21 protein-coding genes and 1 pseudogene are annotated in these 20,543 nt (G+C 61.9%); 12 read left to right on the forward strand and 10 right to left on the reverse strand.

Annotation, left to right across the window (positions count from 1 at the left end; translation table 11 throughout):
- Positions 1-80 precede the first annotated feature (80 nt).
- The 3 genes from ACMDCR_RS09835 to ACMDCR_RS09845 are packed head-to-tail and all read left to right on the forward strand — an operon-like array spanning position 81 to position 3,448.
- Positions 81-1,502, forward strand: coding sequence for a sugar ABC transporter ATP-binding protein (locus tag ACMDCR_RS09835; RefSeq protein ID WP_413992352.1), 1,422 nt, complete (start codon positions 81-83; stop codon positions 1,500-1,502).
- 9 nt (positions 1,503-1,511) lie between these two features.
- Positions 1,512-2,510 (forward strand): ABC transporter permease, encoded by a 999-nt coding sequence (locus ACMDCR_RS09840; protein ID WP_413992353.1) that lies wholly within the window; start codon positions 1,512-1,514, stop codon positions 2,508-2,510.
- On the forward strand, positions 2,507-3,448 hold the full coding sequence (locus tag ACMDCR_RS09845; protein ID WP_413992354.1) for an ABC transporter permease: 942 nt from the start codon (positions 2,507-2,509) through the stop codon (positions 3,446-3,448). The genes ACMDCR_RS09840 and ACMDCR_RS09845 overlap by 4 nt, the downstream gene beginning before the upstream one ends.
- A 14-nt stretch (positions 3,449-3,462) precedes the next feature.
- Here the strand turns inward: ACMDCR_RS09845 and ACMDCR_RS09850 are convergent, their stop codons facing one another.
- Positions 3,463-4,605 (reverse strand): mandelate racemase/muconate lactonizing enzyme family protein, encoded by a 1,143-nt coding sequence (locus ACMDCR_RS09850; protein ID WP_413992355.1) that lies wholly within the window; start codon positions 4,603-4,605, stop codon positions 3,463-3,465.
- 115 nt (positions 4,606-4,720) lie between these two features.
- Between ACMDCR_RS09850 and ACMDCR_RS09855 the strand changes: the two genes are divergently transcribed.
- The 7 genes and pseudogenes from ACMDCR_RS09855 to ACMDCR_RS09885 all read left to right on the forward strand — a co-directional run bounded on the left by ACMDCR_RS09855 (position 4,721) and on the right by ACMDCR_RS09885 (position 10,657).
- On the forward strand, positions 4,721-6,322 hold the full coding sequence (locus ACMDCR_RS09855; protein WP_413992356.1) for a GMC family oxidoreductase: 1,602 nt from the start codon (positions 4,721-4,723) through the stop codon (positions 6,320-6,322).
- A 47-nt stretch (positions 6,323-6,369) separates the two neighbouring features.
- A complete protein-coding gene (locus ACMDCR_RS09860) occupies positions 6,370-7,815 on the forward strand; it encodes an aldehyde dehydrogenase family protein (protein WP_413992357.1) in 1,446 nt (481 codons plus the stop codon).
- A gap of 44 nt (positions 7,816-7,859) precedes the next feature.
- Positions 7,860-8,558: a GntR family transcriptional regulator gene (locus ACMDCR_RS09865; RefSeq protein ID WP_413992358.1), complete on the forward strand. Its 699-nt coding sequence runs from the start codon at positions 7,860-7,862 to the stop codon at positions 8,556-8,558.
- A 227-nt stretch (positions 8,559-8,785) separates the two neighbouring features.
- A complete protein-coding gene (locus ACMDCR_RS09870) occupies positions 8,786-8,971 on the forward strand; it encodes a hypothetical protein (protein WP_413992359.1) in 186 nt (61 codons plus the stop codon).
- Positions 8,972-9,004: 33 nt separating this feature from the next.
- Positions 9,005-9,340 (forward strand): AAA family ATPase, encoded by a 336-nt coding sequence (locus ACMDCR_RS09875; RefSeq protein WP_413992360.1) that lies wholly within the window; start codon positions 9,005-9,007, stop codon positions 9,338-9,340.
- Positions 9,341-9,434: 94 nt separating this feature from the next.
- A pseudogene (locus ACMDCR_RS09880) lies at positions 9,435-9,608 on the forward strand (IS256 family transposase); the annotation flags it as partial.
- Between the two features lie 86 nt (positions 9,609-9,694).
- Complete coding sequence (locus tag ACMDCR_RS09885; RefSeq protein ID WP_413992361.1) at positions 9,695-10,657, forward strand: IS110 family transposase; 963 nt, start codon at positions 9,695-9,697, stop codon at positions 10,655-10,657.
- 9 nt (positions 10,658-10,666) lie between these two features.
- Here the strand turns inward: ACMDCR_RS09885 and ACMDCR_RS09890 are convergent, their stop codons facing one another.
- The 4 genes from ACMDCR_RS09890 to ACMDCR_RS09905 form a co-directional block, all read right to left on the reverse strand.
- Positions 10,667-11,605, reverse strand: a complete 939-nt coding sequence (locus tag ACMDCR_RS09890; RefSeq protein WP_413992362.1) for a LysR family transcriptional regulator — start codon at positions 11,603-11,605, stop codon at positions 10,667-10,669.
- A gap of 457 nt (positions 11,606-12,062) precedes the next feature.
- The gene (locus tag ACMDCR_RS09895; RefSeq protein ID WP_413993578.1) at positions 12,063-12,308 is read right to left on the reverse strand and encodes a helix-turn-helix domain-containing protein; all 246 of its coding nucleotides are present in this window, start codon (positions 12,306-12,308) and stop codon (positions 12,063-12,065) included.
- A 47-nt stretch (positions 12,309-12,355) separates the two neighbouring features.
- On the reverse strand, positions 12,356-13,057 hold the full coding sequence (locus ACMDCR_RS09900) for a GntR family transcriptional regulator (RefSeq protein ID WP_413992363.1): 702 nt from the start codon (positions 13,055-13,057) through the stop codon (positions 12,356-12,358).
- Positions 13,058-13,065: 8 nt separating this feature from the next.
- Positions 13,066-13,875 carry an arylmalonate decarboxylase gene (locus tag ACMDCR_RS09905; RefSeq protein ID WP_413992364.1) on the reverse strand — a complete coding sequence of 270 codons (810 nt, stop codon included), beginning with the start codon at positions 13,873-13,875 and terminating at the stop codon, positions 13,066-13,068.
- Between the two features lie 55 nt (positions 13,876-13,930).
- On the opposite strand from ACMDCR_RS09905, the gene ACMDCR_RS09910 reads away from it, so the two are divergent.
- Both ACMDCR_RS09910 and ACMDCR_RS09915 read left to right on the forward strand, forming a co-directional pair.
- Positions 13,931-15,079 (forward strand): M24 family metallopeptidase, encoded by a 1,149-nt coding sequence (locus ACMDCR_RS09910; protein ID WP_413992365.1) that lies wholly within the window; start codon positions 13,931-13,933, stop codon positions 15,077-15,079.
- A 31-nt stretch (positions 15,080-15,110) separates the two neighbouring features.
- Complete coding sequence (locus ACMDCR_RS09915) at positions 15,111-15,851, forward strand: GntR family transcriptional regulator (protein ID WP_413992366.1); 741 nt, start codon at positions 15,111-15,113, stop codon at positions 15,849-15,851.
- Here ACMDCR_RS09915 and ACMDCR_RS09920 read toward each other — a convergent pair.
- The 5 genes from ACMDCR_RS09920 to ACMDCR_RS09940 are packed head-to-tail and all read right to left on the reverse strand — an operon-like array spanning position 15,836 to position 20,543.
- Complete coding sequence (locus ACMDCR_RS09920; protein WP_413992367.1) at positions 15,836-17,266, reverse strand: amidase; 1,431 nt, start codon at positions 17,264-17,266, stop codon at positions 15,836-15,838. The two genes, ACMDCR_RS09915 and ACMDCR_RS09920, sit on opposite strands and share 16 nt — an antisense overlap.
- Entirely contained in the window at positions 17,259-17,492 is a 234-nt protein-coding gene (locus ACMDCR_RS09925) for a hypothetical protein (RefSeq protein ID WP_413992368.1), read from the reverse strand. Before ACMDCR_RS09925 ends, ACMDCR_RS09920 begins: the two co-directional genes overlap by 8 nt.
- Positions 17,489-18,304, reverse strand: a complete 816-nt coding sequence (locus ACMDCR_RS09930) for an ABC transporter permease (RefSeq protein WP_413992369.1) — start codon at positions 18,302-18,304, stop codon at positions 17,489-17,491. Before ACMDCR_RS09930 ends, ACMDCR_RS09925 begins: the two co-directional genes overlap by 4 nt.
- Complete coding sequence (locus ACMDCR_RS09935) at positions 18,301-19,476, reverse strand: ABC transporter permease (RefSeq protein WP_413992370.1); 1,176 nt, start codon at positions 19,474-19,476, stop codon at positions 18,301-18,303. Before ACMDCR_RS09935 ends, ACMDCR_RS09930 begins: the two co-directional genes overlap by 4 nt.
- Complete coding sequence (locus ACMDCR_RS09940; protein ID WP_413992371.1) at positions 19,473-20,543, reverse strand: ABC transporter substrate-binding protein; 1,071 nt, start codon at positions 20,541-20,543, stop codon at positions 19,473-19,475. Before ACMDCR_RS09940 ends, ACMDCR_RS09935 begins: the two co-directional genes overlap by 4 nt.

Below are 20,543 nucleotides of genomic sequence, written 5' to 3' on the forward strand. Positions count from 1 at the left end.
ATGCGGTGCGATCGGTAGCGAGTGGCCTGGCTGGTAAAGCAATTCCGGCGTCAGCGGGATGGTAGGAAAGGCTTCAGTCCGTGTATATTGTTGCGCTGAACGATGTGTCCAAGTCCTTCGGGCCGATCGCGGCCGTCACCGATGTCTCGCTCAGCGTCGGGAAGGGTGAGCGGATCGGCCTGCTGGGCCACAACGGCGCCGGAAAGTCGACCCTGCTGCACCTGATCGCGGGCAATTTGCGGCCGACTGCCGGCTCGATCACTGCTGCCGGGCTGCCGCCCGCCGCCGGCCGCAGAACCGCGATCCGTTGCGTCCATCAGGAGCTGAGCCTCTGCCCCAACCTCTCGGTGGCAGAGAACATGCGGATCATGTTCCCCTGCCTGCGCGGGGCAGCTTGGCGGCGCCCGGCGCGGGCCGCAATCGCGCAATCGCTCGACCGGGTGTTCCAGGAGCATGGGATCGACCCCGACGCTTCGGTGGGCAGCCTGCCCATCGGCAAGCGCCAGCAGGTCGAGATCGCTCGCGCCTTTGCCGTGGTCGAGGAGGAGCCGACGCTCGTCATCCTCGACGAGCCGACCTCGGCGCTCGACCGCAATGCGAGCCAACGGCTCTTCGCCCATCTGGAGCGCTTCGCAGCCGGCGGCGGCTCCGTGATCCTCGTCACCCATAAGATGGACGAGGTGTTCAGGGCGACAGACCGGATCGTGGTGATGCGCGACGGGCGCAAGGTTGCCGACGGCTGCACCTCGGACTACTCCTTCGACCGCCTCGTCAGCACGATGGGCCACGTGGCCGCCGCGCAGGTCGACCGCCGATACCAGCCTCAGAAGCTGCAGGCCGCCGCAGTCCGGGCCGAAACCCACGACGCCGCCGGCGCCCCGTTCCGAGTCCATGCTGGCGAGATCGTCGGCCTCGCCGGCCTCGCCGGGCACGGGCAGAGCGAGTTGATTAAGTCGGTTCTAACGCAATACGGCTCGGGCCGCGCCCGCTATGGGCAGAAGCCGCGGGCCGCGCTGGTGGCGGGCGACCGCCGCAACGACGGGCTGTTCACCCGCTGGTCGATCCTGCAGAACATCTCGCTTTGCAGCCTTGGCCGGCTGCAGACGACGCTCGGGCTCGACCTTTGCGCGGAGCGCGATCTGGCGCGACATTGGTGCGACCTGCTCCAGGTCAAATGCGGCAGCGTCAACGATCCGGTGATGTCGCTGTCGGGCGGGGGCCAGCAGAAAACACTCTTCGCCCGCGCGCTCGCCTCGGGGGCCGACTTAATCCTGATGGATGACCCGATGCGTGGCGTGGATATCTCGACCAAGCGAGACGTCTACCGGCTGATCCAGGAAGAGGCGACGAAGGGTAGGGCCTTCGTCTGGTACACGACCGAATTCGACGAACTCCTTGAATGCGATCGGGTCTATGTCATGCGCAACCACCTCATTTCCGGCGAAGTCCTCGCCGCGACGATCACTGAAGAGCGCGTCGTGGCGCTTTCCTTTGCACAATAGGCCCGTGCGATGGACAGTAGTGTAAGAGGCCAAGAGGGTCAGCGGCAAGTCGGACAGCGGCAGAGCCTTTCGCAGATTGTCGGTCCGCTGCACGCCCTGCTGCCGGTGATCGCTCTGGCCCTGCTGATGGCCTATGTCGGCTGGAGCCAGCCGCGCACACTGTCGTATTTTGGGATCAACCTCCTGCTCGGGCTCTGCCTGCCGATCGTGCTAGCGACTTTGGCGCAGGTCTTCATCCTGGCGATCGGAGATCTTGATCTCTCCATCGGCCAGTTCGTCTCCCTGGTCGCCTGCATCGGGGCCACTCTCTTGCCCAAGAGTCCGTTCCTGGGGCTGGCCGCGTTGGTCGGTCTGGTCGTCGCGTACGCCTTCGTGGGGGCGCTGATCCAGGTCCATCGGGTGCCCTCGATTATCATCACGCTCGGGCTCTCCTTCGTCTGGACCGGTCTTGCGCTGCTGATCCTGCCGGTGCCGGGGGGGCAGGCTCCGGACTGGCTGACCACGCTTGCCGGCTGGCAGACGCCGCTGGTGCCGAATGTGATCTGGGCGGCGACCATCGTAGCCGCCCTCGGCTATCTGATCATCACCCGCTCGGCCTGGGGGACGATGGTCCGCGCGGCAGGGGCGAATCCGCTGGCGCTTGAACGGTCGGGCTGGTCGCTGGCGCGGATGAAAGCGGGAGTCTATGCCGCCGCCGGCTGTTGCGGCATCCTGGCCGGGCTCGCACTGATCGGCGATACGGTTGCGGCCAATGCGACCATTGCGGATCAGTACACGCTGCTGTCGGTCGCCGCGGCGGTGCTGGGCGGCGCAGATTTCTCGGGCGGCCGGGTGGTGCCGGCGGGGGCGGTGCTCGGGGCCATTATCATGTCGATCGTCGGATCGCTCCTGATCTTCATAAACATCTCGACCGACTGGCAGGTCGCCGCCCAAGGCTGCATCCTGATCCTGGTGCTCGGCCTGCAGCATCTGATACAGAAACTCTCCGGATCCGTGGTGACCTCGTGAAACGCTTCAGGCCGGCCCTTTCGAAACCTTGGCAATGGTCCTTTGTCGCGGCCGTGGCGGCCTGGCTCCTGTGTATCGCCTCGGTCGAGGGGCGGGGTGCGCTGGACCTAATCCGCGCCGCCTTTGCCTTCGCCACCTTCACCTCGCTGGTCTCCTTCGGGCAGATGCTGGTGATTACCTCGGGCCCCGGGCAGATCGACCTGTCGATCCCCTCGGTCATCGTCATGTCGGGAACCATTGCCATGGTGGAGATGGGCGGGCAGGACGGCCGGATTGCACTCGGGCTCGGGCTGGCGCTCGGCGCGAGCATCGCGACGGGGCTGGTCAACCATGCACTGATCTGCCTGCTACGCATTCCGCCGATCATTGCGACGCTGGCCTCGGGGCTGATCGGCATGTCCGTCGCTACCGCCGTCGGGCGCGCGTCAAAGGTACCCCCGCCCGACCTGCTCGCCGCCACGGTGAACGCCAAGCTGCCGGGTGGCTTTCCGCTGCTCGGGCTCTTCGCGGTCGGCACCGGCATCCTGATCGCCGTCCTGCTCGCCCGGACGACCTATGGCCGCGGCCTAAGCGCGGTTGGCCAGAACGAGCGCGCCGCGCGGCTGTCGGGGGTCAATGTGCAGGGGATCCGGATGGCCACCTATGGCATCTCGGCCTTCCTCGCCGGGCTTACAGGGGTGCTCATCGCCACCTTCGCGGGCGGCAATGCGCTAGACCAGGGAGGGGAGTATCTATTGCAGACGGTCGCCGTCGCCGTCATCGGCGGCACCCTGGTGACCGGCGGTCGGGCCAGCGTCGCCGGAGTCATCGGCGCTTCGCTCTTCATGTTCTTCCTGCTCGCTATGCTAAGCACCACCGGCACCAATGCCGGGCTACGGGCGCTGCTGACCGGGGCGATCATCATCTTCGTGACCGTCCTCACCAGGCGCAGCGATTGACCGGCCTGCCTGCCTCAGCGCACCGCCCAGCCGCGGTGCAGCCAGGGCGCGAGCCGCTCGGGCCCGAGGTCGAAGCCGATCCCGCCACCCTCCGGCGCGGCGACTCGGCCCTTGGCATCGGGGCGGACCGGGCCGCAGATTGCCATCAGGGGATTCTCGCCGCAATCCACCTCAATCCAGGGGTAGTCTGGCGCCCGCCGGTTCGGGGTCGGGGGCAGGGTGGCGATCATCTGTAAGGCCGCGCGGAAACCGACCACGCTGCCCCATACATGGGGCACGACGGCAACGCCCCAGGCGGAGGCCAGCGCCGCGACTTGACGGAGGCCGGTATAGCCGCCGCAGACCGTTAGATCGGGCTGGACGATCGAAACCTCGGCGCGTTCGAGAAGACTTCGGAAGCCCTGCAGGGTCGCGAGGCTTTCGCCGGTCGCGATCGGTGTGACCACGCCCCTCGCTACGCGGGCATTGCCGTCGAGATCCTCGAGGGAAACCGGTTCTTCGGCCCAGATCAGCCCGGTTTCGGCCAGCGCAGCCAGCAAGTGCTCGGCATCAGCCACCGAATAGCCGCCATTCAGGTCGATCATCAGCGACACCTCCGCGCCAAGATCGCGCCGCAGATCGTGCAGGAACCGGATCGTCGCCGCGTTCGTCCCGCCAACCCGCGGCTTGACGGCCCGGAAACCGGCCTCGATGAAACCCCTAATTTCCTCCCCGAAACCAGCATAGGTATCCAAGCCTTGTGCCAGATAGGGGCCACTGGCGTAGGCGAAATGATGGCTCCGCATCGAGCCGCCAAGCATCTCGGCGACCGAGAGGCCGCGCGCTTTAGCGACCAAGTCGTGCAGCGCGATGTCGACGGCCGAGATCGCCATCATCGCCACTCCCCCGCGGTCATAGCCGCGCTGTCGCATCAGATCGTGCCAGATCGGCCCGATCTCGGCCGGATCTCGCCCGATCAGCGTCGAGGCCGCCACCTGCTCCAGCCAGGCACTGGCACCGGCGGGCGCAGGCCCGGCCTCACCCCAGCCAACTTGTCCGTCTTCGGTCACGAGGCGCAGCAGGAGGGCCTCGCGCCGGGTCATGAAACCATTGGCATTCCCCGCCGCCCCTCGCAGCGGCGCCACTAGATGGTAACCCTCAACCGCGGTGATCTTCATCTCGACCCTTTCCATCCAGCAATACGCGACACGCCCCTAAGAGCAGCTTCCAATTGCAAGATTATGCATAATGCATTATATTGCAATTGGAAGGCAGCGAGCAACGTAGCGACCCATGCTGAATCATGCTGAATTCGACTATGTTATTGTGGGCGGGGGCGCTGCCGGCTGCCTGCTGGCTGCGCGCCTGTCCGAAGATGCCGGTCGCCGCGTCGCGCTGCTCGAGGCGGGCGGTCGCGACAACACGATGCTCGTGACCATCCCGGCGGGGTTTTGGTTGTCGTTGAAGACCGGGTTCTACAACTGGAACTATTCGACCGAGCCGCAGAAGCATCTGAACAACCGGGTCATCTACTGGCCGCGCGGCAAAATCATCGGCGGGTCAGGCGCCATCAACGGTATGGTCTACATCCGTGGCGTCGAAAGTGATTATGACACTTGGGCACAGTATGGCAACCGTGGCTGGTCCTACCGCGATTGCCTGCCGTTCTTCAAGAAGACTGAGGGTTGGTTCCGCGGCAGCAATGACTACCACAACGCCGATGGGCCGTTCAAAGTCACCCGCTTCGGCGTCAAGCATCCGCTGCAGAAGGCCTTCGTCGAAGCCTGCCAACAGGCGGGCTTTCCTTACAACGACGATTTCAACGCCGGCGACCAGGAAGGTGTCGGGCCGCTCGACTGCAACATCTCCGACGCGCGGCGGGTCAACACCGCCCGGGCGCTGCTGCATCCAGCGATGGCCCGCGGCAATCTGTCGGTCGTCACCCGCACGTTGGCGACGAAAGTGCTCATCGAGGGTGGCCGCGCTACTGGCGTCGAGGTTCTGCAGAACGGCGAGCGGCGGCGGTTCCATGCCGCGCACGAGGTGATCCTGTCTGCCGGCGCGGTGAATTCGCCCCAGCTTCTGCAGCTCTCGGGCATTGGACCGCCAGATCACCTTCGCGCCCTGGGCGTGAAGCTGGTGGCCGACCTGCCGGGCGTGGGCGAGAATCTGCAGGACCATCTGGTCGCCGGGCTGAAGCAGAAGATCACTCAGCCGATCTCCTTCATGCGCGGCACCGAATGGCACAACGTGGCCCGCTATTTCGTCCAGTATCTGCTCACTAGGAGTGGCCCTGCCGCCTATCACGGCGTCGAGGCGATCGCCTTCCTGCGCAGCCGCAAGGATCTCGCCGATCCTGACCTCCAGATCCACATGACCAACATGATGTACGAAGACAACGGCCGCCGGACGATCAAGGAGCATGGCTTCATGCCATATTTCAACCTCTCGCGCCCCGAGAGCCGGGGCTATATCCGCATCAAATCGGTCGATCCGCGGCAGTATCCGGAAATACAGCCGAACTATTTCGAGCGCCAGATCGATATCGACGTGATGCGCGCCGGCTTTCGGATGTGCAGGGAGATCATCGATCAGCGGGCCTTCGATAGGCTGCGCGCCGAGGAGCTTTCGCCTGGCCGCAGCATCTCGACCGATGCCGAGATTGATGCCTGGCTGCGAGCTAATGCCGAGACGATCTATCACCCGGTCGGCACCTGCAAGATGGGCCGGGACGAGATGGCCGTGGTCGACGATCGGTTCCGGGTCAGGGGCGTTGAACGGCTGCGGGTGATCGACGCCTCGATCATGCCGACGCTGGTCAGCGGCAATACCCAGGCACCCACGGTGATGATCGCCGAGCGGGGAGCGGAGTTCATCCGCAATCCGGAGCTCTGAGCGCTGGCGCTGGGCGAGACCAGCCGGGGCGAAACTGTTACGGAAGGATGAGGCAAGTGAAGAGCCAGAAACATTTCATTGCCGGCGCGTGGCACGCGCCAAAGGATGGGCGGCCATTCGACGTGATCAACCCGGCGACCGAGGAGCCCTGTGCGAGGATCCTGCTTGGCACCGCTGAGGATGTCGACAGCGCTGTCCGCGTGGCCCGGCAGGCACTGAAAGGCTTCGCGCGCTCAAGCGTTGCCGACCGCATCGGCCTACTTCGGGCTGTCGAGGCCATCTACATCAAACGCAAGCCCGATCTTGCTGAGGCCATGACGCGAGAGATGGGCGCGCCGAAAAACTTCGCCCTCGGACCGCAGGTCGGCACTGGACTTGCCCATATCTCCCGCATGATCAGGGTGCTGGAGAACTATCCGTTCAGCATGATGCAGGGCGGAACCGAGATCGTGCGCGAGCCGGTGGGCGTTGCCGGCCTGATAACGCCCTGGAATTGGCCGAGCAACCAGATCGCCTGCAAGGTGATTCCAGCGCTGGCCGCCGGTTGCACAATGGTCCACAAGCCCTCCGAACTAGCGCCGCTTTCGGCCATCGTCTGGGCCGAGATCCTGGAGGCGGCGGGCGTCCCTCCAGGCGTCTATAACCTAGTTCAAGGCGACGGAGCGACCGTTGGTCGGGCCATCTCCGCCCATCCTGGCATCGACCTCGTGCATTTCACCGGGTCCACCCGCGCTGGCATCGCGGTGGCCCAATCGGCGGCAACCACGGTGAAGCGGGTCGCGCTGGAACTCGGGGGCAAATCGGCCAATATCGTCTTACCCGACGCAGATCTGGCCGCCGCGGTCACCGCCAATGTGACGAAAGTGATGGGCAATTCCGGCCAGTCGTGTGCCGCCCCCACCCGGCTTCTGGTGCCACACGATCAATGCGCCGAGGCTGCGCGGATTGCCGCCGAGGTAGCCGATGCGCTCGTCCTCGGCGATCCAGCCGACGCAGCGACTGATCTCGGTCCGGTAGCAAATGCCGCGCAGTTCGAAAAGGTGACCCGTCTGATCCGTAACGGGATTGCCGAGGGCGCAATCCTCGCCTGTGGCGGTGCCGATCGGCCGGCACATCTTCCGCGTGGCTATTTCGTCCGGCCCACCGTCTTCACCGAGGTGTCGCCCGGTATGCAGATCGCGCAGGAAGAAATCTTTGGCCCGGTGTTGGTGATCATTCCTTATGCTAACGAGGAAGAGGCCATAGCGATCGCCAACGCAAGCGAATACGGTCTGGCCGGCTTTGTACAATCCGGCAACACGGACCATGCGCGCCGTGTCGCTTTGCAGCTTGAAGCCGGGCGGATTGAGATCAATATGCCGGCCTGGGACGATGCGGCGCCCTTCGGAGGATACAAGCGGTCGGGCATTGGCCGTGAATATGGAAAGTGGGGATTGGAGGAGTTCCTTGAGGTCAAGGCTGTGATCGGCGGCCGATCGGAAGAAAGCGTTTAGGAAAATGCAGCCGCTGCATCAGGCACTTGCGATCGGAACCGCAAATGGAACGAAGTGATATCCAGAGCTTGCCAGTGCAGCGCAAGACATTGACTGAGCATACCTTCGATCTCATCAAAGGGATGATCCTCGACAATGCGCTACAGCCCGGCGAGCAGTTAAACATCTCCACTCTGGGTAAGAAGCTCGGGGTTAGCAGTTCACCGCTACGCGAGGCGCTCGTACGGCTCGAGGCCGAGCGACTGCTGGTTCAAAAGCTTTACTGCGGCTATGTCGTCGCCGAACAGCCAACGCCGGCCTATTACGAAAGTCTGCTGGAGTATCGTATCGTCACCGAGGGGTATTGTGCCGAGAGGGGGGCACAGAGGCGCGCCCCAGAGATCCTTCAGGCGCTTCGGCAAAGCTTCGAAAGGATGCAGGCAGTCAATCTGCTCGGCCAGAAATACGAAGAATACAAGGACTTCATCAGCGCCGATGCAGAGTTTCACCAGCTGATCGTCATGAGCTCGGGGAACCCTGTGATGGTGGAGACGCATAGGAGCCTGAACGTGATCCTCACCCAGTCACGTCTTTATCGGACAATCGGGTCCACACCGGAACGCTTCGCCGAAGTCATGGCCGAGCACGGTCTCATCCTCGATGCGTTTGAAAGGGGCGACGGCACGGGGGCCAGAATGGCGCTGAAGGCGCATCTTGAAGGCGGCAAACGCCGACTTGTAGACGCCGGATCGAAGGATCCGTAGGGAGAGATGTGGGACGATGGTCGCAGCACTAAATTAGCGATGTAAGGAAAGGCCTCGAAGGCCGCTTCACTCGCACCTGTCGGGCTGTCCATCACCCGACGTCTGAAGAGCCTGTATACTCGACAATGCGCGCCGGTTAATCTCCTCCAAGGCGCGAATTTCTCACTCAGTTCAGTACGAATAGACCTGGTGAAGCCAGCGATCTCATCGAGCATGACGGTGAGCGGATGCCACTGTGTCATTCCGCGCGGACGGTCAAACAAAAGCGGCGAATCGAATATGTTCCGCAATCGGTGCGGCAGTATCTCAACCCGGCTCTGAACGCCGAGTATTTCATTTCCAGACGGCTGCGCCAGGCAGGGCGCGATCACTCCTCTGCAGCCATTGTTGCCGCGCTGGCGCAGGTCTTTTAGCCCGCCGACTATCGCCGCAAATGTCGCGGCGAATTGTCCGGCGGAGAATGCCAGCGGCTCGGTATCGCGCTTGCGCTCGCCAGCCGCCCGGCGCTCCTGCTGCTCGATGAGGTTACGGCGTCACTCGATCCCGCGAATGGGCGCGCCATCGCCGACATCCTTGAAGCGCAGCTGGGTAGCGGAGACATGGCGATGATCCTTGTGTCGCATCAGCCTCAGATTGTCGCCCGCCTCGCGAGGGAGGTTCTGGAATTGCGCGACGGTCAGGTCATGCGCGCAGGTACGGAGGAAATTCAGTTTTCTGGTCAGAGCGAGATAGCGACCGAGCACAATTTCGTTGGAAGTGAGACGTCTCTATGCGCGTACTGATCTTTATCGGGTTTGTTCTGTTCTTTGTCGCGGCTCGGGACTGTCAGGAATTTCGTGCGCGGGGCGAGCATATTGGGAAGGATGGAGATCCCTTATGGCCCGACGCAGAGAGCCTGTTATCCCTGACGCGATCCTCGACCAATTGCTCGGCGGGGCGGACGCCAAGACGGCCTTCGATCAGAACGACCTGATCGACCAGCTGAAGAAGGCCCTGGCCGAGCGGGCGCTGAAAGCGGAGCTGGACCATTACCTGGGTGGCGATGCTAGCTGTTTGAACCCGCCTCTCTTCACCGTCTCGAACAGTTGACGGCGGCCCGTTTGCGGGACCGCGAAGCATAAGGAAGAGAGAGTGACATGATAGCAGCAACGACGGTAATGGGGATAGATGTGGCCCGTGACTGGCTTGACGGGTTCTGCTGTCCCGCTGGGCACCGTTTCCGCCTACCCAACACCTCAGAAGGTCACGCACAGGTGCTCGCACTGATCCAGCGCGTGCCGGGCGTCGCCCAGGTCGGTTTTGAAGCTACCGGCGGACAGGAATGGGCACTCTGGGTCACCCTCGTCGCGGCGGGGGTCAGAGCAGTGCAGTTGCCTCCGGCCCAGATCAAGGCCTTCGCCCTTTCCCGTGGCACACGCGCGAAGACAGATCGGATCGACGCGGAACTCATCGCCGGGTTTATGCTGTTCCGACCGGAAGCCGGACGGGCATTGCCGAGTGGAAACTTGCGCGTTCTCAGGGCTTTGACGACCCGGCGAGCTCAGATCGTCGATATGCGCAAGCGACTTATGGCGCAGATCTGCGCACGCGAGAAACAGGGTGTGGTGGCAGATGTCGGGGACATGGACAACGCTCTCGAGACCATGCTGGATGACCAGATCGGGGCTCTCGAGCGCCGGATCGAAAATGCCATTGCTCAAGAAGAATGCCTGGCTGCGAAGGCGCGACTGCTGCGATCCATTCCGGGAATTGGCTCAGTCTCGGCAGCCATGTTGATCGCCGAAATGCCGGAACTCGGTCGGATGACCGTAGGCGCGGCCGCAGCCATGATCGGCCTCGCGCCGGTGCCGCACGACAGTGGAACAATGCGGGGCCGGAGGATGATTGTCGGAGGACGGCGGGCGCTGCGACATGTTCTATTCCAGGCTGCGCTCGCTGCCGCGTGCCACAATGCGGTGCTGAGGCTACTCGCCAAACGTCTCAAGGAACGTGGAAAGCCCCATAAGCTCGTCATCATCGCAATTGCACGCAAGCTGGTCACAATCGCAAACGCAATCCTCAAAACGGCGACTCCATGGCGCTTAAACCCAGCTACCTAGACACAGTTGCTAGCGGCGAGCCGGTTCAAGTGTCCGTGCGATTTCAAGGAAGCGGCGCAAGGCGAGCCTGTTGTTGTCTGGTTGTGAGAGCGCACTGAAGACAACAGGGTAGGGAAGATTTGCAATTGGGCGAAAGATAACTCCTGGAAATGAAATTGCCGTCGTTGCCTCACCACACAGACCAAGGCAGCGCCCGAGCGCCACCTGGCTCAATAAGGCAACGCGCCCCAAGGTGCTGCGCTCGAGGGACGGATGACAAACGGCATTTTTGGCACCAAGCGAAATCGCGTTGATGATTTCTTCTGTCGGTTCGTTCTGGCCAATCAGAACATGCCACCGCGAGAGAGTAGGGAAGTCCACCGCCTGGCATGCTTCCAACGGATGCCCCGTAGGCAGAATCATGGACAGGCTTTCGCTCCAAACCCGTGTCAGGCGGATGGACGGCGAGGCGTTCTGGCCGGGGACAATGGCGACATCGAGCCGGCGGCTTCGTATCGAGGCCAGATGATCTGCGCTTTCGCCATCGAACAGCTTCTCCCGGATCATCGGGTATCGGGTCTTGAGGAGATCCAGCAAGGCATAAAGGAAGCGCGGGCTTATGGCGCAGGAGACCCCAATGCGCAACGCTCGCGATTCTCCTTTCACGATCGTATCGGTCGCCGCCTGCAGGGCCTCCAGTGCGGGCTGGGCACGATTGAGAAACTCTCGGCCTTCCGGAGTAACCTCCACGCCGCTTGGGCCGCGAACGAAAAGTATCGCACCCAGACGGGTTTCGAGGTCATGAATGCGCTTGCTGATTGCTGACGGGTGAATATTCAAGTAAGCCCCCGCCCGACGGAAGCTTCGATGCTCGGCTGCCGCAATGACATATCGAAGTTGGCGCAGATCGATTGGACTCGCCTGTGGACGATACTGCTCGAAAGCTGACGCTGGCCGTTGACCATGCATGTGCGAACCAGCCCGCTAACATCGCTTCAGACAAGAGCCCAAGCTATTGATACGACACCCCTCGATAAGTTTTGAGGCACCTGTAACCCATCAACTCGTGAGGGCCTCCAACAAGCAAGCTATATTGGCGAATGTATTCTTTCTTCGCGGGGGGCCATCCATTCCCTCGACGTCAATGGACTTGTCTGTGCGGACATTCCCTCGCCTCAGACACGCTTCAAGCGAAATGGCCATGAGCCACGTTCGAACGGATATTAGCTCCACTTGGATCCGTCGCACATCGTTGAACCTTCGGATTGCCGGAGTTCCGCCGTTGTGGTGGAGCGCAGGCGGCGAAGAGTAGCACTACGACTGCGATCACGTCCGTTCGGGGGCGAACAAGACAACCCCCGTTGGCAATCAATCTCGGTGATCGGTGATGTTCAAAGCGGCATGTCGCGGCCCCGGTGTGCTTAGCCTAGCGCTTTTTGCGCAGTTCCATGTCGGGCGGAAGCAGGAGCTCCAGATAGTCAATTTCGAGACCCGCGCCGATCGCGAGAAGCGACTTCAGCGTGGCATTCTGCTGACCCCGCTCAAGGGTGCTGAGATATTGTTGACTGAGTCCCGTCAGATCCGACACCTGCTCCTGCGTCAATCCCAGGCGCTTTCTGATACGCCCGAAATTCTCGCCAAGATGCTTGTACGTGTCCATGTCGACAAGCATCGGCAAGTGGGGTGCCGAAGTTTATCAACTGTAATATGTAAGTGCGGTTAGATTGACGAAAACCAGTCTTCACGCGCTTGCCTGACACGCTGTAACCCGAAGGCGATGTGGTTGCGCTGAATATAGCCGACCGCCTTCACATCGCCGACCGCAAGGGCGTGAGCGGTCTCGGCCAGTTCGTTGGAGAAATCCTCGATCTGTTCGCCGAGGAAGCGCCGGATGACGCTGTACCAAATCCGCGAGGCCTGAAAATAGTAGCGCTCGTGGGTTTCGCGAAGAGCCTTGTTGGCGATCAGACGGTTGGTGGCGAAATGAAGCTCGTGATTCAAACCCCAGAAGCCCTCCAGTTCCCTGCTTATCTTCAGGGGCTCGAGCTTCTCCTGCAAGGCCATGACAGCGTTGCGCGCCGATAACACCTCGTCAAGGGCGGGGAAGTCGCCGAGCAATTCGCTGAGCCGTAGCCGAAATTCGTATATCTCCTCGAAGGCGAGACCGTCGACGCCGGTCACGATCGTGCCCACGCCATTGCGGGTCGTGGCAAGCCCATCATACTCCAGCCTCTGCAACGCCTGGCGCACGGGGGTGCGACTCACGGCAAATTCGCCAGCCAGTTCATGCTCACTCAGGCGCATGCCCGGCGGGTAACGCAGCAGGCAAATACGCTCGCGAAGGGCGTCGTAGATGTCTGGAGCCTGACCCCTGGGGGAAGGGGAAGTGACCTGGGCTGCCCCTCTATTTTCAGGCTCCATCGCGCGCTCTAATAATCTTGAAACAATCTTCCGCAATCCGTCCGACGATCAGTGATGTCGGCGAGCCGCAGGCAGTCCCACATCATCGCCTGGTTGCTGGTGACGACCGGCTTGCCAAGTCTTACCTCCAGATCGGTGATGATGTCGATGGAGCGCAAGGCGCCACAGCTGATGAACATGGCATCGGCTTCCGGTCGATCGACGAACTGAGCAAAGTCGAGGATCGTCTGAGGAGACACTCGGACCATGTCGGCATCGTTCTCGATATCGAGCCCCTGGATGTTGACGATCTCAAATCCCCTGGCGGCCATGTAACGCTGCTCGATGACATTGACCTCCGCCAAATAGGGCGTGGCGACTGCGATGCGGCGCGTTCCAAGCGTATTCAAAGCCTTCATGACCGATGAGATCAAGCAAGTCGGCCTGGCTTTGGGTTTGCCGCGCTTTAGTTCCGAAAACACCCGTTCTTCGCCGATCACCACGCTGCCTGATGTGCAGGCATAGCAGGCGACATCAAGATCCTCATCGGGGAGCAGGAGACCAGCGGCGTCTCCGATGCCGGCCGCCATGGCGGAGAGCGTCGCCACACTGATCCGATTGGCCATGGGCGCACGAGTGAAGTGGACGCCCACGCCGGGTGGACACAGGCGAAACATGTCCTCTTCGATCGTCTGCTCCATGGCCAGAAGCACAAAGCCGATCTTTGCCCGGTGGTGACGCCCCTTATCGAAGTCGATCCTTCGCGGCCATGGAGGTATAGCTGTATGCAGCAATGCGACGTTGTCACCCGGTATACCGTCATATTCGACACTTGACATCACCTTTTCCTAATCATTAATGGACATAGCACTCAAGCTGCATACAGGTTCAATCATGACAAGTCCATATGCTCAACGCACCTCAGATCTTCGGCACGCTCTGGCCGCAGTCGACGTCGATGTCGCAATCCTGACCCATCCAGACGCGATCGCGTATTTCGCGGGCTACTGGAACTATCTGGGCATGGAGTTCGGGCGGCCGACGATCTTGATCGTGGCCATCGGGTTCCCACCCACGTTGATCACCCCTCTCATGGAAGTAGAGATGTGTGCCTCGATGACCTGGATCGGCGACATCAGGCCCTGGAGCGATGGCGGCGAAGAATGGCGTCGGCCTCTCAGGGACCTGATCGAGGGCTGGCGATCCTCTCGCGTCGGTGTCGACGCGAAGTTTATTCCCAATGTTGTTTCTCACGAGTTGGGGAGCCTGGTTTGCGAAGGCCAGATCCAGGATATCGGCCCGGTTGTTGCAGCATTGCGTCGGATCAAGTCACCCGAAGAAATCACCATCATGCGCCAGGCTGGTCAGGTCGCGATCGCGATGATGGACGGTGCCCGCGGTGCAATCGGCGAAGGCGTTCCTGAATATGAGATCGCCTTGACGGCAATGGCCGCAGGAACGCGCAAGGCCGCCGAATTCCTGGCTGCGTCGTCCGATCGCTTCGTCTCCCCACTCATTCACGACCTGCAGATCCTGCAGTCCGGCCGCGACACCTGTATGGTGCACAGGCGTGCTTCGACACGCCGGCTGGAGCGCGGCGATCCTGTCTATCTGTGTTTTTGCGGCATGGTCCGGTTTCGCAATTATAAGCTCGGCTTCGATCGTCAATTCTTTGTCGGGGAGGCCACCGACGAACAGTTGCGTGTTCAGCGGGCCGCTGTGGCGGCTCAGGAGGCCGCCCTTGCTGCAATCCGTCCCGGCGTCACCTGTGAGGCGGTCAATGAAGCTGCCGAGCACGCCTATGCGCGGGAGGGCTTTCAACCCGGCTACCGCACCGGCCGTGCCGTCGGCCTCTCCCTGCTGGAGGCCCCCGAGCTCAAACGCGGCGAGGGCACCCGGATCGAGCCCGGCATGACCTTCGCCGTCGACGGGGGCATAACTTTGCCTCGAACAGGGGGCGGACGGGTCGGCGATTCCATTGTCGTTACCGACGATGGTTTCGAATGGTTGACACCCTATCCACGCGATGACGCCATCGTTTGAGACATCGTTTTGAGTGAAAAGGAGGACTGCCGTGCCCCGTGCGCTATCGTCAAACGGGGGCGTCGGGGGCAAGCGGCGTGGTCGGGTCTATGGGACGCTGAGAACACAAGCGTTGCACTATCGGTTCAAGCCAGGTCAACACCTGCCGATCGGCGTGATCGCCGGGCTTCTCAAGGTGTCCAATACGCCGGTGCGAGAGGCGTTGACGCAGCTCTACGCCGAGGGATTGGTCAATGCGGTGCCGGCGAGGGGGTTCTTTGCCCGGGAACTGCGCCTTCAGGACATCGTGGAAAACAACATGATGCTCGAGATGATGGTGCGCCATTGTCTCGAGGGAGCCGATCTGGCGCGCTGCCAGCGCCTTGGGGAGGTTGCTGATGCCGGTATGGTTGATGCTGGGCAGAAAAGACGTTCTGCCCCTCGCAATCTCGCATGTGAAGCGGAATGCCTGTTCCAGACGCTTGGCGCCACGATGGGAGAGAGCACGATACCGGTCTGCATTCGTCGACTATGCGAGCAAACCCATCACATTCGCCTGCGTGCCTTCGAAAGTCGACGCATCGGGGGCAAGCTTCGTCAAGCCTATGCGGGCCTGACCGAGGCCGTGCAGCAACAGGATCGGTCGATGGCGCTGGAGACCTTCGGTGGGTTCTCCCGGCTTTTTGCTAAGGCGCTTCCTCATATCGTGAGCCACGTGCTTGGAAGCGCCTATCAGTCTGATCTGAAAGACTTGGCGAATTTGGTCATGAGCGACGATCAGGCGACCTGTTGAGCACCTGAGGAAGAAGCTTCATCGTCGACGGAGAAGTTGTCAGGCGCATGCCATCGCACCAACCCGGCCTGTTCCAGCGCCTGCCCGATCGTCAGCAATCTACGATCCGCGAAACACGGGCCGATGAGTTGCAGGCCGATCGGCAATCCAGCGGAATTGCGGGCGACCGGTACGGATAGGCATGGATTGCCGGTGAGGTTGAAAAGGCAAGTGAAACGGGTCAGCGCCTGGCCAACCGGCTCTTCAATTATGCCGGCCGTTACAATCCGGGCTCCAAGTCGAGGCGCTACGATGGGGGTCGTCGGTGCCACGATGACGTCGATATTCTGGAACAAATGCTCGATCTCGAGCCGTTTGACCTCCATGAAACGCAAGGCCTGCACATAGTGCTCGGCGAGTATGAACTGCCCCTGGAGGAGACCGTCGCGAACGTCTTCGCCGTAGAGCGCAGCGTGTATTTTCAACCGGGGCTTATGCCACGCAAAGGCTTCGACGAGTTGGATGACAAGCGAGGCGGTGCGAACATGAGCCATGTCGATCGCTGGCAGGGCAACCAACTCGGAACCCAGATCCCGGCATCGCAGCAGGAGGTCATCGACGGCGTTGCCAATTTCGGGATCGACATCATCGAAGAAATAGGGGCGAGGGACGCCGATGCGCAGCCCCTGGAGCGCTGCGGTTTCCGTGCCATGTCCGAGCGCAGTCAACCGCTCAGCGGATGCTTCACGACCGGCCAGAACTTGAAGCACGTCGCTTGCATCGGCACAGCATCTGGTAATCAGGCCGACATGGTCGAGCGACCAGCAAAAGGGAATGACGCCTTTGGCCTCGATTAGACCCATCGTCGGCTTCAGTCCCACCAGACCACACAAGGCGGCGGGCACGCGGATGGATCCTCCGGTGTCGGTCCCAAGCGCAAAGACGGCGCTCCCCTGCGCCACCGCCACGGCCGATCCGCTGCTGGATCCACCCGCAATCCGGGTGTCGTCGTAGGGATTGGGCGGCGTGCCGAAGGCGGCGTTCTCGCCGGTGATGCCATAGCTGAATTCGTGCAGATTGGTCTTTCCGATCAGGATCGCACCCGATGCCCGCAGGCGCTGAATGGCGAGTGCGTCCTGAGTGGCGCGATAATCGGCCATGGCCAGCGACCCTGCCGTCGTTGGCATGTCCGTGGTGTCGAACACATCCTTGCAGGCATAGGGAATGCCAAATAAGGGGCCAGCGGTTTCGCGACCTGCAAGAGCTCTCACTTCTTCGATCGCGGCATGGTTCGAGAGCGAGATATAGGCGTGGCTTTGATGGTTCCGACGCCGGGCTCGATTGAGGGAGGCCCCAACCAGTTCCTCGGCATGCAAGACACCAGCACGCAGGTCCTTGCGGATGTCGCGAAGCGAAACAGGGAGAGGTTTATTCATCACCGGGCCTCGCGCCAAGCAGGCGATGTGGAATGGCCACGACGCCAAAATCGAGATTGGCCAGGATCTGCGCAGCGAGCAGAAGATCTTGAGCCGGAGAGACCAGGCCGCTGCCGGACGAAGCCGTCAGACGGGTAAGGTCGCTTCGATCCCAGGCATAAGCCGCGAAGGCGATCGACACGGCCTCCAGAAGGTCCACCTGCAAGGGTGAGGGGACAGCGATCAAGGCGCCCTCCCAGGAGAAAGGGTGCCTCGGACCAGGGCGATTGCCACCATCACAAGCGCAACCACCGCGATGAGCAACGTCGCCGCGGCCAAAACGGCGGGGCTCAGCTGATCACGCACGCCTGACCACATTTGGAGGGGCACTGTCCTCTGGTCGTAGCCGGCCAGAAACAAGGCAACCACGGCCTCATCGAACGAAGTGATGAAGGCAAACAATGCGCCGGCCAGGATGCCAGGGGCCATCAGCGGCAGGGTAACTTTCCAGAAGGCTCCAATGGGATTGGAACCCAGGATCGAGGCAGCCAGCAGCAGGCGTTCGTCGAAGTTGGCGAATGCGCCGCCGACCGTCACCACGACATAGGGCGAGGCCAGCGCTGTATGCGCCAGAATGATGCCGGCAAACGATTGGGTCAGTCCGAGAGGCGCCAAGAACAGATAGCTGCCGGTCGCGAAGATGATGATCGGAACAATGAGCGGTGACGACAAAATCATAACGACGGCGCCCTTCTGGCGCGAAGGCAGACGGCGCAGGCCGAAGGCCGCCAGCGTGCCCAGGGCTGTTGCCGCCGGTGTCACCACCGCCGCGATCAGGAGGCTGTTGCGGAACGCCAGGCGCCATTGCGGATTGAGGGCAATGTCGCGATACCACCGCAAGGACCAGCCATCCGGATCGAGCGTGAGCATCCGGCGCGTGAACGAGAAGTAGGGCTCGGGATTGAAGGAAAGCGGGATCACCACTAGCACCGGCACGATCAAAAAGGCACAGACGGCACTCGAGAAGATCCACAGCATGATCGAGGTGAAGCGGTTCATACGCTGAGTCCCCCCCGCCGGGTCAGATGCGGCAGCGCCAGTGCGATCATGATGACGATGGCGAGCAGCACGCTGCCCAGTGCCGCGGCCAGGCCCCAGTTCAGGCTCTGCTGCATATGAAATGCGATCTGGTTGGAAATCAGCTGCCCAGTCCGGCCGCCCACCAGCGCCGGCGTCACATAGTAGCCAAGCGACAGCACGAAGACGAGAATGCTTCCAGAGGCGATGCCTGGAAAGGTCAAGGGCAAATAGACCCGCCAGAATGTATAAAGAGGCCGCGCACCCAGGCTGGCTGACGCCCTGACATAGGCGTCTGGCAGGCCGACCATCACCGAATACAAAGGCAGTACGAAGAAGGGCAACAGGACATGCACCATGACGATGATGGTGCCGGTCAGATTGTAGATGAGCTCCAGCCTCTGATTGTCGCGCAGAACACCAGCGGCGACGAGCATTTCATTGAGAACGCCCTTGCGCTGAAGAAGAACGATCCAGGCCGTGGCCCGCACCAGCAGCGACGTCCAGAAGGGAAGCATGACGGTAAAAAGCAGGACCAGCCTCAGGCGGGGCCCTGACCGGGTGATCGCGTGCGCGAGCGGATAGCCCAGCAGGGCGCACAAGACCGTCACCGTCGCCGCGACGCCAAGCGTGCGTAGAAACAGGGCAACATAGATCCGGCGGCTCGAGTCCTGGGGCTCGACGCTGCCATCCGCATCTACCTTGAAATCAAAGGCATTGAGGAAATGCGTGGCGGTGAAGACTTGCGTCTGGCTCGCCAGCACCTGCCACACCGCTCGCGATTGCCATTGTGGATCTAGATTGGCTAATTGCGCGGTCGGCCGGGTCTGCAGGGCCGCGCAAGTCGCTTCGATGAGTGGTCCAAGGCCTAACCCTTCCCGGTTGAGACGCAGAACTAGCCGGCCCGTCGTCCCTTGCTGGGCGCTCGTCGCCAGATCGTCTCTGGCGGCGTCAAATGCCGTGGCTGGCGGCATCCCTGCGCCGTCCCAAACTGCCAGTGCCACCCGTGTTCGGGGCATGAGCTCCGCCAGTTCCGGGTCGTAGGCGCTACGCAAGAGCATGAGCGCGATCGGCGCTATGAAGGTCACGAGGATGAAAGCCAACAGAGGCAGGACCAGAAGCCAGCCCGTTCGGGTCGTGCGTGTGAGCTTCATTGCGCCAGCCACGCCGCGTAGCGTTCATTGACGACGTCACCATGGTCCGTCCACCATTTGGCATCGAAGGGTAGGGCGCTTTGAAAATTCCCGGGCGCGGTGGGCAACTCGGGTGCGAGTGAAGGATCGACGAGTGCCTGGGCAGACCGTCGCACGGGCCCGTAGGTCAGATAGCGTGTCTGCGTCGCGAGCGGTTCGGTTCCAGTTGCGAAGGCGACGAACGCCTGGGCGCTCCGGCGGTTCTTGGTGCCTGCCACCACCGCATAGTAGTCGGCATTCCAGATCTGGCGATCCCAGATGATGGCCAGGGGTTTCTTGTCGTCGCTGATGGCGCCCTGGACGCGGCCATTATAGGCGGTCGACATGGCGACCTCGCCATCGGCCAGGAGCTGAATCATTTGCGCTCCGGTCTCCCAGAACACCGCCTGGTCCTTGATGGTGTCGAGCTTGGCAAAGGCCCGATCGAGGCCTTGTGCCGTGGACAACGTCGCATAGACGTCCTTGGCTGGCACGCCATCGGCCATCAGCGCCCATTCGAGCAAGGCATTGGGGCGCTTGGGCAGGCCTCGCTTGCCTGGAAAGGCCTTCAGGTCGAAGAAATCCTCCAACGTCCTTGGTTTGGCCTGAGGGAAGGCCGTCTGGTTGAAGGCGATGACATTCGACCAGACGACAGAACCGACGCCGCATGGCTGGAGGGCCCCCGGCAGGAAGTCAGCGGGGGCCGGCACGCCGTTGGCTCCGGCTGGCAGGGCGGCCTGGTCGATTTTCTCGAACAATCCGTCGGCACACCCTTTTGCGAGGTCTTGTTGTTCGACGTCGACGACATCCCAACTGACCGTTCCTGATCGTACCTGCGCGATCAGTTCCGCCAACCCTCCATTGTAGTCGACCGACTGGATGGCAGTTCCGGTTTTTGCCGTGAACGGCTGGTACTGCGCCTTGCTTTGGCTCTCTGTGTACTGACCACCATAGGAGGCGACGGTGAGCGCATCGCCGGCATGGGCCGGCGCCGTTGAGACCATGACCAATAGGCAATAGGATACCCATGCTGTCGGACGACAGTTCAT

The sequence above is a fragment of the Labrys okinawensis genome (genome assembly GCF_047345005.1).
Classification (GTDB): Bacteria; Pseudomonadota; Alphaproteobacteria; order Rhizobiales; family Labraceae; genus Labrys; species Labrys okinawensis.